This is a genomic window from Allobosea sp. Root670 (assembly GCF_001429415.1).
Taxonomy (GTDB): domain Bacteria; phylum Pseudomonadota; class Alphaproteobacteria; order Rhizobiales; family Beijerinckiaceae; genus Allobosea; species Allobosea robiniae.
Genome location: NZ_LMJU01000019.1, coordinates 1 through 17,079, shown reverse-complemented (window position 1 = coordinate 17,079; position 17,079 = coordinate 1). Strand labels below are relative to the sequence as shown.

14 protein-coding genes are annotated in these 17,079 nt (G+C 67.6%); 4 read left to right on the top strand and 10 right to left on the bottom strand.

Annotated elements, in window-relative coordinates; translation table 11 throughout:
* The first annotated feature begins 8 nt into the window (after window positions 1-8).
* The 4 genes from ASE61_RS22485 to ASE61_RS22470 are packed head-to-tail and all read left to right on the top strand — an operon-like array spanning window position 9 to window position 3,791.
* Window positions 9-926 (top strand): ABC transporter permease, encoded by a 918-nt coding sequence (locus ASE61_RS22485; RefSeq protein WP_061970766.1) that lies wholly within the window; start codon window positions 9-11, stop codon window positions 924-926.
* Window positions 923-1,801: an ABC transporter permease gene (locus tag ASE61_RS22480; protein WP_061970764.1), complete on the top strand. Its 879-nt coding sequence runs from the start codon at window positions 923-925 to the stop codon at window positions 1,799-1,801. Before ASE61_RS22485 ends, ASE61_RS22480 begins: the two co-directional genes overlap by 4 nt.
* Entirely contained in the window at window positions 1,798-2,832 is a 1,035-nt protein-coding gene (locus ASE61_RS22475) for an ABC transporter ATP-binding protein (protein WP_061970762.1), read from the top strand. The genes ASE61_RS22480 and ASE61_RS22475 overlap by 4 nt, the downstream gene beginning before the upstream one ends.
* The gene (locus tag ASE61_RS22470; RefSeq protein WP_156407193.1) at window positions 2,829-3,791 is read left to right on the top strand and encodes an oligopeptide/dipeptide ABC transporter ATP-binding protein; all 963 of its coding nucleotides are present in this window, start codon (window positions 2,829-2,831) and stop codon (window positions 3,789-3,791) included. The genes ASE61_RS22475 and ASE61_RS22470 overlap by 4 nt, the downstream gene beginning before the upstream one ends.
* 199 nt (window positions 3,792-3,990) lie before the next feature.
* Here the strand turns inward: ASE61_RS22470 and gyrB are convergent, their stop codons facing one another.
* The 10 genes from gyrB to ASE61_RS22420 form a co-directional block, all read right to left on the bottom strand.
* Window positions 3,991-6,429 carry a DNA topoisomerase (ATP-hydrolyzing) subunit B gene (gene gyrB / locus ASE61_RS22465; protein WP_061970760.1) on the bottom strand — a complete coding sequence of 813 codons (2,439 nt, stop codon included), beginning with the start codon at window positions 6,427-6,429 and terminating at the stop codon, window positions 3,991-3,993.
* A gap of 263 nt (window positions 6,430-6,692) precedes the next feature.
* A complete protein-coding gene (recQ, locus tag ASE61_RS22460) occupies window positions 6,693-8,531 on the bottom strand; it encodes a DNA helicase RecQ (RefSeq protein WP_061970759.1) in 1,839 nt (612 codons plus the stop codon).
* A 59-nt stretch (window positions 8,532-8,590) separates the two neighbouring features.
* Complete coding sequence (locus tag ASE61_RS22455) at window positions 8,591-8,944, bottom strand: hypothetical protein (RefSeq protein WP_061970757.1); 354 nt, start codon at window positions 8,942-8,944, stop codon at window positions 8,591-8,593.
* Window positions 8,945-8,950: 6 nt separating this feature from the next.
* Window positions 8,951-9,565, bottom strand: coding sequence for a LysE family translocator (locus tag ASE61_RS22450; protein ID WP_061970755.1), 615 nt, complete (start codon window positions 9,563-9,565; stop codon window positions 8,951-8,953).
* Between the two features lie 76 nt (window positions 9,566-9,641).
* Window positions 9,642-10,769: a DNA replication/repair protein RecF gene (gene recF, locus ASE61_RS22445; protein WP_061970753.1), complete on the bottom strand. Its 1,128-nt coding sequence runs from the start codon at window positions 10,767-10,769 to the stop codon at window positions 9,642-9,644.
* 10 nt (window positions 10,770-10,779) lie between these two features.
* Window positions 10,780-11,895 carry a DNA polymerase III subunit beta gene (dnaN, locus tag ASE61_RS22440; protein ID WP_061970752.1) on the bottom strand — a complete coding sequence of 372 codons (1,116 nt, stop codon included), beginning with the start codon at window positions 11,893-11,895 and terminating at the stop codon, window positions 10,780-10,782.
* Between the two features lie 152 nt (window positions 11,896-12,047).
* Complete coding sequence (gene dnaA / locus ASE61_RS22435; protein WP_413813550.1) at window positions 12,048-13,445, bottom strand: chromosomal replication initiator protein DnaA; 1,398 nt, start codon at window positions 13,443-13,445, stop codon at window positions 12,048-12,050.
* Between the two features lie 903 nt (window positions 13,446-14,348).
* On the bottom strand, window positions 14,349-14,615 hold the full coding sequence (gene rpsT, locus ASE61_RS22430; protein ID WP_061970750.1) for a 30S ribosomal protein S20: 267 nt from the start codon (window positions 14,613-14,615) through the stop codon (window positions 14,349-14,351).
* A 181-nt stretch (window positions 14,616-14,796) separates the two neighbouring features.
* On the bottom strand, window positions 14,797-15,780 hold the full coding sequence (locus ASE61_RS22425) for a threo-3-hydroxy-L-aspartate ammonia-lyase (protein ID WP_061970748.1): 984 nt from the start codon (window positions 15,778-15,780) through the stop codon (window positions 14,797-14,799).
* A gap of 108 nt (window positions 15,781-15,888) precedes the next feature.
* A complete protein-coding gene (locus tag ASE61_RS22420) occupies window positions 15,889-16,662 on the bottom strand; it encodes an enoyl-CoA hydratase (protein ID WP_061970747.1) in 774 nt (257 codons plus the stop codon).
* Window positions 16,663-17,079: the final 417 nt, after the last annotated feature.

Here is a 17,079-nt window from a genome sequence, read left to right as displayed (position 1 = left end):
CGAACATCATGTTACGCTTTCTCGCGCGGCGACTGCTCGTCACCCTGCTGGTGATCGCCTGCACCTCGGTGCTCGCCTTCTCGCTCGTCCATCTCTCCGGCGACCCCGCCGCGGCGATGGCGGGCGAGGGAGCTTCGCCCGCGGATGTGGAATCGATCCGCCGGCTCTATGGCTTCGACCAGCCGATCCACACGCAGTACTTCGCCTGGCTTGGCAAGATCCTGTCGGGTGAGTTCGGCCGGTCCTTCTATCTGCGCCAGCCGGTGGTGAGCGTGCTGGCCGAGCATGCGCCGGTCACGGCAAAGCTCGGCCTGTCGGCGCTCGCCTTCGCGCTCCTGCTCTCGATCCCGCTCGGCATCCTCGCCGGGCTCTATCGAGACACGGTGATCGACCGCTTCGCGCTCGGGCTCGCGGTCGCCGGGCAGGCGCTGCCATCCTTCCTGTTCGCGCTCCTGCTGGTCTACATCTTCGGCGTGCAGCTGCGCTGGCTGCCGATCTCCGGCTCGGCGACCTGGCTGCATTTCGTGCTGCCCTCGGTGACGCTTGGCTATTACGCGGCGCCTGCGCTGATGCGGCTGACGCGTTCGGGCATAATCGACGTGATGCAGTCCGATCATGTCCGCACCGCGCGGGCCTACGGTCTGCCAGCCTGGCGCGTCGTGCTTCTGCATGCGCTGCGCAGCGCCATCATCCCGGTCGTCTCGCTCGCGGCCGTGCAGCTCGGCTTCATGCTCGGCGGCTCGATCGTTGTCGAGACGGTGTTCTCGCTGAAGGGGCTGGGCCTGCTCGCCTGGCAGTCGATCCAGCGCTCCGACATCGAGGTGATCCAGTCCATCCTGCTGGTGATCGCGCTGATCTATGCGCTGCTGACGCTGCTGGCCGACCTCCTGAATGCCCTGATCGACCCGAGGATCCGCATCTCATGACGGCGGCGACACTCACTGCGATGAGCCCCCGCCGGCTCGCTTTGCACCGCATGCTGCGGCATGGCAGCTTCTGGTTCGGCGGCGGCGCGATCCTGCTGATCCTGTTGGTCGCGCTCGTCGGGCCGCTTTTCACGCTCGACCCCGTGGCGCAGAATCTCGGCGCCCGCCTCATCCCGCCGGTCTGGGACGTGCGCGGCAGCTGGACGCATCCGCTGGGCACCGACCAGCTCGGGCGCGATCTGCTGGCGCGGCTGGTGGACGGCGCCCGCGTCTCAATGTTCATCGGCGTCGCGACCGTACTGGTCTCGGGCCTGATCGGCATGGCGATGGGCATGGCGGCCGGCTATTTCGGCGGGCGCGTCGACCTCGTCATCAACTTCCTGATCACGATCCGGCTGACCCTTCCGGTGGTGCTGGTCGCACTCGTGGTGGTCGCGGTCGTCGGGTCCTCGCTGACGGTGCTCGTCGTGGTGATCGGGCTGTTGCTCTGGGACCGGTTCGCGGTGGTCACCCGCAGCGCGACGCAACGGCTGGCGCATAGCGACTTCGTCATTGCGGCGCGCGCCATCGGCTCCTCGACGCCGCGCATACTGCTGGTCGAGATCCTGCCCAACATCGTCGGGCCGCTGATCGTGGTCGCGACCGTCGAGGTCGCCCATGCCGTACTGCTGGAGGCCGCGCTCTCCTTCCTCGGCCTCGGCGTCAAGCCGCCGCTCGCGTCCTGGGGGCTGATGGTGGCGGAATCGAAAAACCAGCTGCTGTTCCGGCCCTGGCTAATCGCGATCCCCGGTGTCGCGCTGGTGACGCTGGTGCTGGCGATCAACCTGCTCGGCGATGCGCTGCGCGACGTCGTCGCGCCGGAGGGCCGGGCATGAGCGCCCCGACGAACAGCGCCTTGATCGAGCTCGAGGATCTGAAGATCACGATCCCGACCGCGCAGGGCCGCATCCTGCAGCCGGTGCGCGGCATCGCGCTCTCCGTCGCGCGTGGCGAGACGCTGGCGATCGTTGGTGAGTCCGGCTGCGGCAAGAGCCTCACCGCTCTCTCGCTGATGGGGCTCGTGCCGAGGCCCGGCCGCGTCGACGCCTCCAGGCTGAGCTTTTCGGGACAGTCGCTGATCGACCTGCGCGAGGCGGAGTGGCGCAAGCTGCGCGGCCCGCGCATCGCGATGATCTTCCAGGATCCGATGACCTCGCTCGATCCCTGCTACACCATCGGCAGCCAGATGACCGAGGTGATGCGCACGCATCTGGGCATCGGCCGGGCCGAGGCGCGCGAGCGGGCGGTGTCTCTGCTGGCACGGGTCGGCATCCCGTCGCCGGCGGCTCGGCTGGAGCAGTATCCGCACCAGCTTTCCGGTGGCCTGCGCCAGCGCGTGATGATCGCCATGGCCTTGTCCTGCGACCCGGACCTGATCATCGCCGACGAACCGACGACGGCGCTTGACGTCACCACCCAGGCGCAGATCCTCGGCCTGCTGGCGCAGCTGCAGCACGAGACTGGCGTCGGCATCATTCTGATCACGCACGATCTCGGCGTGGTGGCGACGATGGCCCACCGTGTCGCGGTGATGTATGCCGGGCAGGTGGTCGAGACCGGCGATACCGCAGCCGTCCTGACCGCGCCGGCGCATCCCTATACCGAAGGCCTGCTGCAGGCGATCCCGACGCCGGGGCGCACCGCGCGGGGCGCGCTGCTGGGCTCGATCCCCGGGATCGTGCCACCGCCGACCGGCGCGGTGAAAGCCTGCCTGTTCATGGAGCGCTGCCCCTATGCGCGGCCCGTCTGCGCCGCGCCTGTGCCGCTGGTGCCACAGGAGGGCGACCGTGCCTTGCGCTGCGTCCGCCCCGTGGGGGAACGGATGGCCGAACCTGGTTTCGAAGAGCAGGGCGAGGTGGTGTCGTGAGCGCGCAGGCCGCACTGAGCATCGTCGGCGCAACGCGCGACTACGCCGTTTCCTTCCATGGCCAGCGGCGGATCCTGCGGGCGCTGCGCGGCATCGATCTCGAGGTCGGGCAGGGCGAGGTCGTCGCGATCGTCGGCGAATCCGGCTGCGGCAAGACCACGCTGTCGCGGCTGATGCTCGGCATCGAGCCGCCAACCAGCGGCACCGTCGCGGTCGCCGGAAAGCCGATCGCGTCCTATCATCGCATCGAGCGTGCCGGGCTGATCCAGCCCGTTTTCCAGGACCCGTATTCCTCGCTCAACCCGCGCCAGACGCTCGGCAGCATCATCGTGGCACCGCTCGCCGTGCGCGGCGAGGGCAATGCCCGCAGCCGGCAGGCCGCGGTGACGGAGATGATGCAGGCCGTCGGCCTGCCGCCGCATCTGCTCAACGCCTATCCGAGCCAGATCTCCGGCGGGCAGCGCCAGCGCGTTGCGATTGCTCGTGCGCTGATCGCGCAGCCGCGCATCCTGATCTGCGACGAGCCGACCTCGGCGCTCGACGTCTCCGTGCAGTCGCAGATCATCAACCTGATCGGCGCGCTGCAGAAGAAGCTCGGGCTGACCGTGCTGCTGATCAGCCACAACCTCGCCGTTGTCTACCACATGGCCGAGCGGGTGGCGGTGATGTATCTCGGCACTGTGGTCGAGACCGGGCCGACCGAGGAGCTGTTCGCGCGGCCGCGCCATCCCTATACGCGCTCACTGCTCGACGCCGTGCTGCCGCCGACCCCTGGACGGCGCCCATCCTGGTCGGAGGTTGTCGCCGAGCCGCCGAACCCGGTCGAGCCACCGCCGGGCTGCCCGTTCAACCCACGCTGCCCGCGGGCGAGCGACATCTGCCGCTCGCAAATGCCGGAGCAGACCGCCGCCGCCGGGGGGATGTTCCGCTGCCATCATCCGCTCGAAGCGGCAGCGTGACGCCCCGACGCCCGTCGATCTTTTCGCGCCGGTAGCGAAGTCTGCTCGACCAGCGCAGCGCACCGTCCGATCACCACAAAGGCTGGTCCGAGCTTACCCAAAAAAACCTGTCAGCCAACGGCCCGGCGACCTCGCCTCCCAGTACACCAAATGGCTAAAGACTGAGCCCGTAATCGCGGTTTCACAGTCGTCGCGACGATCAGATGTCGACCGTCGCGTTCAGCGCGTTGCTCTGGATGAACTCTCGCCGCGGCTCGACGACATCGCCCATCAGCTTGACGAAGAGATCGTCGGCCTCGTCGTTCTGGTCGTTCTTGACGCGCAGCAGCGAGCGCACGTCGCGGTCGAGCGTCGTCTCCCAGAGCTGGTCGGGGTTCATCTCGCCCAGGCCCTTGTAGCGCTGCAGCGAAACGCCCTTCTTGCCGATGCTGGAGACCGCGTCGAACAGGTCGCTCGGGCCGTTGACGGTGAAGGTGTCGCCCTTGCGGCTGAGCACGCCGGGCTTTGCATAGGCCTCCTGCAAGGAGGTCGCCGCAGCGTCGAGCTTGCGGGCCTCCGTGCTGGCGAGCAGCCCGGCATCGATCGTCGCGGCCTGTTTCACGCCGCGGATCATCCGCGAGAAGACGAAGCCGCCTTCGCTGACCTTCCCTTCCCAGCCACGCTCCAGCTCGTCCGAGATCGCATCGAGCCGGCGTGCGACATAAGCCGCCGCCTCGTTGGCCTTGGCCTCGTCGTCCTCGCTGATCGGGTGCAGCACGCCGGCGATCGCCATCTGCTCGACGACGCGGCGGTCATAGCGCGAATGCAGTTGCGCCAGCGCGTTGCGCACGTTGCGGGCTTCCTCGATCAGGACGCGCAGGTCGGCACCGCCGCGCTCGACGCCCTCGCTGGTGCGGAAGGTCGCGCCGTCCAGCGTCGACTCGACCAGGTATTCCTCCAGCGCCCGCTCGTCCTTGAGATAGACATGGCTCTTGCCGCGCGCCGCCTTGTAGAGCGGCGGCTGGGCGATGAAGAGATGGCCGGCATCGATCAATTCCGGCATCTGCCGGTAGAAGAACGTCAGCAGCAAGGTGCGGATATGGGCGCCGTCGACGTCGGCGTCGGTCATGATGATGATCTTGTGGTAGCGCAGCTTCGCCAGGTTGAAGCCGCCCTGCTCGGCGTCCGCCCGGCCGATGCCGGCGCCCAGCGCCGTGATCAGCGTGCCGACCTGGTCCGACGAGAGCATCTTGTCGAAGCGCGCCCGCTCGACGTTGAGGATCTTGCCGCGCAGCGGCAGCACGGCCTGGTATTCGCGGGCGCGGCCCTGCTTGGCGGAGCCACCGGCCGAGTCACCCTCGACGATGAAGAGTTCGGACTTGGCGGGATCGCGCTCCTGGCAATCCGCGAGCTTGCCTGGCAGCGACGCAATATCGAGCGCGCCCTTGCGGCGGGTGAGGTCGCGGGCCTTGCGGGCGGCCTCACGAGCGGCCGCGGCTTCCGCCACCTTGCCGACGATGGTCTTGGCCTCGCCCGGATGCTCCTCGAGCCACTCCGACAGCGCCTGGTTGACGACGTTCTCGACGACCGGGCGAACCTCCGACGAGACCAGCTTGTCCTTGGTCTGCGACGAGAATTTCGGGTCGGGCACCTTGACCGAGACGATCGCGGTCAGGCCTTCGCGGCAATCGTCGCCGGTGAGCGAGACCTTCTCCTTCTTGGAGATGCCCGAGCTTTCGGCATAGCCGGTGATCTGGCGCGTCAGCGCGGCGCGGAAGCCGGCAAGATGGGTGCCGCCATCGCGCTGCGGGATGTTGTTGGTGAAGCAGAGCACGTTCTCGTGGTAGCTGTCGTTCCACCACAGCGCGACATCGACGGTGATGCCGTCCTTCTCCGAGGTCAGCATGATCGGCTTCTCGATCACGGAGGACTTGGCGCGGTCGAGATAGCGCACGAAGGCCTCGACGCCGCCATCGTACATCAGCTCCTCGCGCACCACCTCGGCATGGCGCGCATCGGTCAGGACGATGCGCACGCCCGAGTTCAGGAAGGCGAGCTCGCGCAGACGGTGCTCCAGCGTCTTGTAGTCGAACTCCACCATGGTGAAGGTCTCCTGCGAGGGCAGGAAGGTCACCTCGGTGCCGCGCTTGTCGCCCTGCGGGCCGACGACGGCGAGCGGCGCGACCGCGTCGCCATGGCGGAATTCCATGTAGTGCTCGTTGCCGCCGCGCCAGATGCGCAGCTTCAGCGAGACCGAGAGCGCGTTGACGACGGAGACGCCGACGCCGTGCAGGCCGCCAGAGACCTTGTAGGAGTTCTGGTCGAACTTACCGCCGGCATGGAGCTGGGTCATGATGACCTCGGCCGCCGAGATGCCTTCCTCGCTGTGGATATCGGTCGGGATGCCGCGGCCATTGTCGGTCACGGTGACCGAACCCTCGGCATTCAGCGTCACCGTGACGAGGTCGGCATGGCCGGCGAGCGCCTCGTCGATCGCGTTGTCGACGACCTCGTAGACCATGTGATGCAGGCCCGAGCCGTCATCGGTGTCGCCGATATACATGCCGGGCCGCTTGCGCACCGCGTCCAGGCCCTTGAGAACCTTGATGGAATCGGCGCCGTAGTCGTCGGGCTGGGCGCTGAGGGCGGCATCGGTCATGAAGTGGTTCCTGAGCGGGCGAGCGAGCGCCCGCGATGATCCTGATTCGAAACGACAATATAGGGTGAGACGATGGCTTTTTCACGCGCCTACGCGTGCGTGCGCGTGAAGGCGCATTTTTGATTGACGTCCGGGCCAGACCGTCATGCTCGGGCTTGACCCGAGCATCTCATGCCGATGTGGGCTCTACTGTCCTTCCCGGGAGGAGATTCTCGGGCCTGCGCTTCGCTCCGCCCGAGAATGACGGCTGCCACAGGCGGGGCCTAACCCCGGAACTCCGAGATCGCCTCGACGAAGGCCTCGCCATACTGCGCGAGCTTGCGTTCGCCGACGCCTTCGATCGTCCGCATCTCGTCGAGCCCGAGCGGCCGTTCCCGCGCCATCGCGATCAGGGTCCGGTCGGTGAAGATGATATAGGCCGCGACGCCCTCCTCGCGGGCGATCTGGAGCCTGAGCTTGCGCAGATGCTCGAACAGGCCGGCCGTTCCCTCGTCGAGCCCGTCGGCGCGGGCCGCATCGCGCTCGGAGCGGCGGGAACGCTTCTCCGTGAAGGGATCGGCCCGGAGCGCGATGCTCTCGCGGCCGAACAGGATGTCCTCGCCTTTCGCTGTCAGGCAGAACCCGCCATGCTCCATGCTGGCTTCGGCCAGCGCGCCGGCCGCGAAGAGCTTGCGCGTCAGCCCCATCCAGGCGGATTTGGGCTTGTCGGCGCCGACGCCGAAGGTCTTGAGGCCGTCATGGTTCTGGCGCCGGATGACCTCGGTCGTCGTGCCCGTCAGGATGTCGGCGAGATGGCCAGCGCCGAAGCGCTGGCCGGAACGGATCACGGCTGAAAGCAGTTTTCGCGCATCGAGCGTCGCGTCCTGCAGGGCTGGCGCCTCGGCGCCGCAGAGATCGCAGCGGAACGGCGCATTGCCATGCCGGCAGGGCGGCGTCTCCTCGCCGAAATAGGCCAGCAGCGCGCTGCGCCGGCAGAGCGCATTCTCGCAGAGATCGATCATCGCGTTGAGGCGCTTGTGCTCGATGCGCCGGCGCTCGTCGTCGATCTGCTTCTCGTCGATCTGGCGCCGCCTCAGCGACATGTCGTCGACGCCGTAGAGCGTCAGCGTATCCGCCGGCAGGCCGTCGCGCCCGGCGCGGCCGATCTCCTGGTAATAGCCCTCGATCGAGCCGGGCATATCGGCATGGACGACGAAGCGGACGTCCGGCTTGTTGATGCCCATGCCGAAGGCGATGGTGGCGCAGACGACGACGCCGTCCTCCTGCAGGAAGACGTCCTGGTTGCGGTTGCGCGTCTCCTGTTCGAGCCCGGCATGATAGGGCAGGGCGTTCCAGCCTTTTTCGCTCAAGGCGGTTGCAAGGCGCTCGGTCTTGCTGCGCGAGGAACAGTAGACGATGCCGGAGCCGTTGCGGTGCCGGCGCAGGAAATCGTCGATCTGCCGGCGCGGCTGCTCCTTCGGCGCGAAGGCGAGCTTCAGGTTCGGCCGGTCGAAGGAATGCACCACCATATGCGGCGGCTGCGGGAAGAGTTGGCTCGCGATATCGGCCTGGGTCTGCCGGTCGGCGGTCGCGGTCAGCGCCGTCACCGGCACGCCGCCGAGCGCCTCGCGCGTCTTGGCGAGCAGGCGATATTCGGGCCGAAAATCATGGCCCCATTGCGAGACGCAATGGGCCTCGTCGATGGCGAGCCGGTTCACGCCAAGGCGCTTCAGTCGCGAAACCAGCCCCTCGCCGGCCAGCCGCTCGGGCGAGACGAAGAGCAGCCTGAGATCGCCGGAATTCAGCCTGTCCCAGGCCTGCGCCGCCTCCTCCTCCGTATTCATCGAGTTGAGCGAGGCGGCCGATACGCCGGCCCGGACGAGCTGCCCGACCTGGTCGCGCATCAGCGCGATGAGCGGCGAGACGACCAGCGTCAGCCCGCCCGCGACCAGCGCCGGGAGCTGGTAGCACATCGACTTGCCGGAGCCGGTCGGCATCACCGCGAAGACGTCTTCGCCGGCAAGGGCGGCTGCGATCACCTCCCACTGGCCGGGGCGGAAATCGTCGTAGCCCCAGACCGACTTGAGGATCGCGCGGGCGTCTGATTCGCGGGATGGCGACATGGACAAGGATGTGCCGCAGCCGGGCTCGCTTGGCCAGCCTTTCGCCGGATATCCTGTGCCTAGACCCGTATGGCGAGCAGATGGACCACGGCGGTCACCGCGAAAACCGCCGCGATCAGCTTCGACGGCCAGGGCTTCAGGTCGAACCAGATGAATTGCAGCGCAAGCCGCAGGCCCCAGAAGGCCGCGCCCACGAGCGGCAGCACGGGATGCACGTTGCCTTGCCCGGATAGCCAGATCAAGGCCGCGCCATACGCGAGGAAGACGAAGATCAGCATCGCGTTGAGCGTCTGCGTGATCGCGGTGTTCAGGCTGCCGGAGGGGGCGAGCCGCTCCGGCCAGCCGAACAGGCGCCGGAAAGCGGCATGGAACAGCGCGAAGCCGAGATCGATGAGGCCGGCGGCCAGAGCCAATGCCGCTCAGCTCCGGGTCGCGATCGCGGCAGCCGCGCCCGCCATCACGCCGCCGGTCGTCCGGTTGATCCAGCGCATCGCGCGCGGGCTGGCGACGAGGCGCCGTGCCCGGTCGGCCGCATAGGCATAGGCCATCAACGTGCCCGTGATGATCGGGGCGATCAGCGTGGCGACCTCGACGAAGGCGAGCGTGCTCATGGCGTTGAGATCGATGACCAGCGGCAGGATCGACAGGAAGAAGACCATGACCTTGGGGTTGCCGAGCGTCAGCGCGATGCCGCCGAGGAACAGGCGCAGGCCCTCGCCGCGTGCGGCGGCGGAAGGCTTCGGCGCCTCGGCCGGGGCCGTCCAGGCCTTCCAGGCGAGATAGAGCAGATAGGCGCAGCCGGCATATTTGATCGCGACGAAGACGCCGTGGAAGCTCTGCATGAGGACACTGAGGCCCAGTGCCGTGAGCGTGAACCAGACGAGATCGCCCATCACGATCCCGGCGAGGAAGGGCACGGAGCGCCGGAAGCCCGAGGACAGCGAACGCGCGACCAGCGCCGCGATGGCCGGTCCGGGCGAGGCGACGGCGAGGAAATACACGCCAGCGAACAGGGCAAGGCTGGAAATGTCCATGGTCGAAGTCCCCGAGGATGCCGAAGACTAGCAGGAACGGGACGAAGCGTCCCATCGCAAGCCGTGGCCTGACCGATCAATCGAGCGGATCGATCCGTCCCGGCGTGACCGAAAAGCGCTGCGCGCCGGCCGGCAGGTCGCCGAACAGGGCGGCGTCAGCACCGGTCATCCAAACCTGGCAGCCCAAATCCGTCAGCCCCTCGTAGAGCGCGGCGCGGCGGCGTGGATCAAGATGGGCGGCGATTTCGTCGAGCAGGACGAGCGGCGCGATGCCGCTCATCGCCGCGACCAATCTGGCATGGGCGAGCACAAGCCCGATCAATAGCGCCTTCTGCTCGCCGGTCGAGCCCTGTCCGGCCGGAATATCCTTCGGTCCGTGCCGGACTTCGAGATCGGAGGCCTGCGGCCCTGTGAGCGTGCGCCCGGCCGCCTTGTCGCGATGGCGGCTCTGGCGCAGCAGGTCGCGATAGGCGTCCTCGGCATCGACGGCCGGCAGGCGGGCGACGAGCGCGTCGATCTCGCCGGAGAGCGCGATATCGGCGAAGGGGAAGGGCGAGGCCTCGTCGCGCGTCTCGGCGATGATGGCGGAGAGCCGGGCCACCGTTTCGGCTCGCGCGGCCGCGACCGCGACGCCGAGCTCAGCGACCTCGCGCTCGACCGCGTCGAGCCACTGGCCCTGGCCGGGGCTTTCCTCAAGGATGCGATTGCGTGAGCGCAGCGCCCGCTCCAGCGCGTTCGAGCGGGTGGCGTGGCTCGGATCGATCGCCAGCACGAGCCGATCGAGGAAGCGGCGGCGGTCTCCGGCCGCGCCCCGGAACAGCCCGTCGAGATCGGGCGTCAGCCAGACCACGCGGAGGTAGTCGCTGAAGGCGAGCGCCGAGCCGACATTGGCCCCGTCGATCCGGGCGAGACGCGGCCTACGCCCCTCCGAATCGAGTGCGCCGAGTCCGATGCCGAGCCGGCCCGCGTCGTCAGCCAAGGTGACGGAGGCGGCAAAGGCGCCGTCGCCGCCTTGCCGTGCCATCGCCGTGATCTCGGAGCGGCGCAGGCCCCGCCCCGGCGTGAACAGCGAGAGCGCTTCGAGGATATTGGTCTTGCCGGCTCCGTTCTCGCCCGCGAGCGCAACGATTTGGCCCTCGACCGGGAGATCGAGGGCCTCGTAGGAACGGAAATCCTGCAGGATCAGGCGCGCGACGGCGGCCATGAGCCAGCTGCTAGACGCGCATCGGCATCAGCACATAGAGCGCGGAGGCGCCTTCGCGATCCTGGATCACCGTCGGCGAGCCGGGATCGGCCAGCTTGAGCAGAGCGGTGTCGCCGTCGAGCTGGGCGGCGATATCCATCAGGTAGCGGGCGTTGAAGCCGATATCGAGCGGGCTCGCCTCGTAATCGACCTCGATCTCCTCGGTCGCCGAGCCGGAATCCGGGTTGGTGACGGAAAGCGTCATCCGCCCCTCGGCCATCGAGAGCTTCACGGCGCGGCCGCGCTCGGAGGAGATCGTCGAGACGCGGTCGACGGAAGCGGCGAAATCGCCCCTGTCGACGGTGAGGCGCTTGTCGTTGCCGCTGGGGATGACGCGCTGATAGTCGGGGAAGGTGCCGTCGATCAGCTTCGAGGTCAGCACGACATCGGCGGTTGCGACGCGGATCTTCGAGCCGGACAGCTCGACCGCGACCTCGCTCTCGCCGTCTTCCAGCAGCTTCTGGATCTCGGCCACGGCCTTGCGCGGCACGATCACGCCGGGCATGCCGACCGAGCCCTGCGGCGCGGCGGTGTCGACGCGGGCGAGACGGTGACCGTCGGTCGCGACCGCACGCAGGACGGGACGGCCGTCGACATCGATGGTGTGGAGATAGATGCCGTTGAGGTAGTAGCGCGTCTCCTCGGTCGAGATCGCGAACTGGGTCTTGTCGATCAGGCGCTTCAGCTCGCCGGCCGGCAGCACGAAGCGATGCGCCATGTCGCCGGCGGTGATATCCGGGAAATCGCTTTCCGGCAGGGTCTGGAGCTGGAAGCGCGAGCGTCCCGAGCGCAGCACGAGGCCGCTATCGCCGGTGGTTTCCAGCGAGACCTGGGCGCCATCGGGCAGCTTGCGGACGATGTCGTAGAGGGTATGCGCCGGAACGGTGGTGGCGCCGGGCTCGGGCGCGTCCGCCGCGATCGTCTCCACCACCTCGATATCGAGATCGGTCGCCTTCAGCCGCAGGCCGCTCTCGGAGGCCGAGAGCAGCAGGTTCGACAGGATCGGGATCGTGTTGCGGCGCTCGACCACGCGATGGACGTGACTGAGCGACTTGAGCAGCGTGGAACGTTCGACCGTGACCTTCATGATTGTCTAGTCTTCTGGCGCTGGTCGCCCGCGCGCGAACGCGCGAGCCGAATGAATGGCCAGCGACATTGCAGGACACCGGGCGGGGGCGCAAGGCCTGCCCGCCCGGGCAACCACAACCATTTCACGGGCGTGGCGAACGCTTTCCAGGCTTACTCCTGCAGCATGCGCTTCAGCAGATCGACCTCGTCATGCAGCGAGCGATCCTCGCTGATCGCCTTCTCGATCTTCCGCACGGCGTGCAGCACCGTCGTGTGGTCGCGCCCGCCGAAGCGGCGGCCGATTTCGGGCAGGGAGCGGGGTGTCAGCGCCTTCGACAGATACATCGCGATCTGGCGCGGCTTCACCACGGCCGCCGTGCGGCGCTCCGAGAGGATGTCGGCGCGGCTGACATTGTAGCGCGTCGCGACGAGCTTCTGGATGTCCTCGATCTTGACCCGGCGCGGCTCGCGGGTGCGGACGAGATCGCGGATCGCCGCTTCCGCCGTCTCCAGCGTCACGAGCTGGCCGGACAGCGTGGCATGGGCGAGCAGGCGGTTGGCGGCGCCGTCGAGGTCGCGGCCATTGGTCGCGACGACGCGCGAGACATAGGCGACGACGTCCGGGCTGACCCGGAAGTTCGGGTGGGTCGCCTGCAGCGCCTCCAGCCGGCTGGACAGGATCGTGGCGCGCAGGGTCTCGTCGAGTTCTCCCACTTCGACCACCAGGCCGCCGCCGAGCCGCGAGCGGATGCGCTCGTCGAGCGCTTCGAGCTCTCCGGCGAGGCGGTCGCCGGCGACGACGATCTGCTTGCCGGCATCGAGCAGGGCGTTGATCGTGTGGCCGAACTCCTGCTGGATCGACTTGCCCTGGATGAACTGCACGTCGTCGACGATGAGCAGGTCGATGCCGCGCAGCTTCTCCTTGAAAGCGAGCGCCGTCTGCGACTTCAGCGCCGCGACGAAGCCGTACATGAAGCGATCGGCGGTGAAATAGGCGACGCGCTTGCCCTGGCGGCGCGCATCCTGCGCGATCGCCTGCAGGAGATGCGTCTTGCCGAGGCCGACGCCGGCATGAAGGTAGAGCGGATTATAGGGGCTCTGGCCCGCGGGCGCAGCCGCAATGCGCTCGGCCGCGGCGAAGGCGAGCTGGTTCGACTTGCCGACGACGAAGCTCTGGAAGCTCATGCGCCGGTCGAGCCCGGTGCCGCAGGCATCGACGAGGTCGCTTTCCCCGGCCTGGGACAGGCTGACAGTGGCAGGGCGGCCGGCCTCGGCCGGCGTGGGGCTCGCTACCGTTGCCGGGCGGCTGCGCAGGGCTTCGATCTGCGGCTGGGCGGCCGGGTCGCGCGAAACGGTGCGGACCGAGAGCAGCACGCCATTCGGGGCCGGCAGCTCGGCGATGCAGTTCACCCGCAGGCGCTCGGTATAATGCGCCTCGAGCCAGCTCTTCAGGAAGCGGGTGGGGACGGTGAGATAGGCCACGCCCTCGACGATCCCCGCGATCTCCAGCCGGCCAAACCAGCTCGAGAAGACATCCTCGCCGAGCTCCGCCCGCAGGCGCCGGCGCACACGCTCCCATGCGTCCTGAATCGATGCCTCCTCCACCCGGATGACGGCGGTCTCTTCCGCAGCGACCGTCACCACCACCGGCGTGGTCTCGACCATGTCCCCGAAATCCTGCCGCTCGAACATCAATGGCCCCGTTCTTTGAAAATGTGCATAGCTCGGGTTCGGCGGTCGCTTCCTGGCCACCGTCCCGGCGCTGCTGTCTGGTCAAAATGGTTCCGGTCCCGGCGGGCGCATGACGCCCCGGCAGGCTCCGGTCCCGCTTGTGTTGATTACGCTTGGAAGGCTCGCCGAGAGACGACGCCACCCTTCATCTCGATCAAGAAAGACAAAGGGTCACATCCTCCAACCTCCATGGTCGCGAGCCAAAACGCTGATCATCTCTGGAAATCCCGTGGCGGTCATTGCTGTCCGCCCGGCGATGAGGGGACCTTACAAGGCGCCCTCGACGGGCTGCAACACCCCTTTCAGCCGGCTTCCGAGACTCGCCGCGCGGCGGCTGTTCGTGACCATGGGGCAGACCGCCGCAATTGGTTGGGGAACTTAAGATTTTCTTCACGGTCCCCCTTTCGGAGTCGGCCGAATCTTTTTTTGCGCGCCCCCGGAAAGCCTGCCACAGAGTCGCCGTGATTCCGTCTTCCAAAATCCTTTGCCTGCTAAGGTGATGAAAAATCACATCTTTTTATGAGCGGCCAAGTCGAGCTCGGAGCCCGGCTTCGCGCCCTGAATGGCGCCCGAGAGTCAAGTCGGCAAAGCCGTGGAAAGCTTGGGAAAATAGCTTGAAGGCAGCTTTGTTTTGTTCCTCGGAAGGTTGTGGCGGGGCTGCCACAGAGACCTTGAAGCCAACGAAAAAGCCCGGCCTTGCGGCCGGGCTTTTTGATCGTCGAAACGCTAAAGACGTTTGGCTCAGGAAGCCAGGGCGCCGATGCGATGAGCGAGGCGCGAGACCTTGCGCGAGGCGGTGTTCTTGTGAACCACGCCCTTCTGCGCGGCGCGCATGATTTCCGGCTGGGCGGCCTTCAGGGCCTCGGCAGCGCTGGCCTTGTCGCCGGAGGCGATCGCCTCCTCGACCTTGCGCAGGAAGGTGCGCATCCGCGAGCGGCGCGCCTTGTTGACCTCGGTGCGGCGAGCGATCTTGCGCGTAGCCTTCTTGGCCGACGTCGTATTGGCCATCGAAACGTCCTCGTCTCTTCATTGCGACCGGTCGCCTGGCGTCATTGCCGGCGGGGCTGGCCGCATCCTTGCTGGAAAAACGTGCGCGGCGGCCGAGCTTGCGCGGGCCGCCGCGAGTGGTGGGGCTATAGTCGCTTGCCGGCGCTACGTCAACGCCGGAATCGTCGCAAGCCTGCCGATCTCAGGCGGACGGCGCGATGAAGGCCGCGAAACTCGCCAGATCGACATTGCCGCCGGAGAGGATGATGCCGACCCGCTTGCCGGCGACCGGCACGGCGCCGGTGAAGGCGGCCGCCGCCGCGAGGCAGCCGGTCGGCTCGACCACGAGCTTCATCCGCTCGGCGAAGAAGCGCATCGCGTCGACGAGCGCCGCGTCGCTGACGGTGACGATATCCTCGACCTCGCGCTGGATGATCGGGAAGGTCAGGTCGCCGAGGAAGGCGGTCTGCGCCCCGTCGGCGATGGTCTTGGGCACGCCGATCGCGACGATCTCGCCCTTGCGCAGCGATTGCTGGCCGTCATTGCCGGCTTCCGGCTCGACGCCGAAGACACGGCAGCCCGGGTTCAGCGCCTTCGCGGTCAGCGCCGCGCCGGCGAGCAGGCCGCCGCCGCCGAGCGGCACGAGCAGGATGTCGAGCGGGCCGGCATCCTCGATCAGCTCCTTGGTCGCGGTGCCCTGGCCGGCGATGACATGCGGATGGTCGTAAGGCGGGATGATCGTCAGCCCGCGCTCGGCGGAGAGCTTGTTGCCGATCTCGAGCCGGTTCTCCTTATAGCGGTCATAGCGCACGATCTGCCCGCCATAGCCCTCGGTCGCCGCGACCTTCGCGACCGGCGCATCGTTCGGCATGATGATCGTGGTCGGCACGCCCAGAAGCTGGCCGGCATAGGCGATGGCCTGGGCATGGTTGCCGGAGGAATAGGTGACGACGCCGGCCTTCTTCTGCTCGGCCGAGAGGGAGGCGATCGCGTTGTAGCCGCCGCGGAACTTGAAGGCGCCCATGCGCTGCAGGTTCTCGGGCTTGAAGACGAGGCTGGCTTCAGTCCGCCGGTTGGCGGTGGCCGAGCTCATCGCCGGCGTGTGATGGGCGATGCCCTTGAGTCGCCCTGCCGCGGCCTCGACATCGGCATAGGTCGGGAGGGACGGTCCGGCTTGGGCGTTCATCGCGGGAATTCCTGCTGGCGAAAGACGGGAGCTATCTGCCAGCAGGAGCGTCGTTTCATCAAGGCGGCGGGACTCGACGCCGCCATGCGGCAGGTGAGGACCGGCCGCTCAGGCGTTCTTGAAGTCGGGCTTCCGCTTCTCGGCGAAGGCGGACATGCCCTCCTTCTGGTCGGCCGTCGCGAAAAGCGAGGAGAAGACGCGGCGCTCGAAGCGCAGGCCTTCCTGCAGTGTCACCTCGAAGGCGCGCTCGACCGATTCCTTCGCCATCAGCACGGAAGGCAGGGACTTGGCCGCAATCGCCTCGGCCGCCTTCAGCGTCTCGGTCATGAGGTCGGCCAGCGGCACGACGCGGGCGACGAGGCCGGAGCGCTCGGCTTCCTCGGCGCCCATCATACGGCCCGTCAGGCACAGGTCCATCGCCTTGGCCTTGCCGACCGCCTTGGTCAGGCGCTGCGTGCCGCCGGCGCCAGGGATGACGCCGAGATTGATCTCGGGCTGGCCGAACTTGGCGTTGTCCGCGGCGATGATGAAGTCGCACATCATGGCGAGCTCGCAGCCGCCGCCGAGCGCGAAGCCCGCGACCGCGGCGACGATCGGCTTGCGGCGCCGGCCGATCCGGTCCCAGTCCTCGAACTTGTCGTCGAGATAGGTGCCGGGGAAGGTCCGGCTCTGCATCTCCTTGATGTCGGCGCCGGCGGCAAAAGCCTTCTCCGAGCCGGTGAGGACGATGCAGCCGATGCCGGCATCCTTCTCGAACCCGTCGAGCGCCTGGTTGATCTCGCCGATGAGCTGGCCGTTCAGCGCGTTCAGCGCCTGGGGGCGGTTGAGCGTGATCAGCCCGACCTTGCCCTTCGTCTCGACGAGAATGGTCTCATAAGCCATGGCGGCCTCCCGGATGCTCCTGTGCCGCCAGCTTTAGCGGGCGGCGGGAGAGCGGTCCATGCGCGTCGCACGCATCCGCGCATTCGCGCTGCCTCCCCGCCGCCGCCTGTCGTCATGGTCGGGCTTGTCCAGGCCATCTCGTGATCGTTTGCCCTTTGTCAGGCATTCACATGCCGAAACGCCGCGAGACCCTTCATCCGTCCCGACTACGCCGAGAACCCTTCTCCCGCAGGGGGAGAAGGGTTCTCGGGATGAGGTGGAACGAGGATAAAGGTGGTATGAAGGGCGGGAATTAGTTTCCGGCCAATGTCGGCTGACGGCGGATGTCGTTGAAAAAGTCGTCGTTGCCACGGGTTTGAAGTCCTGATTCAGTTGTCCTTGGTCGGAGGGCGGCGCGATGATGGGCGAACGGCAGGT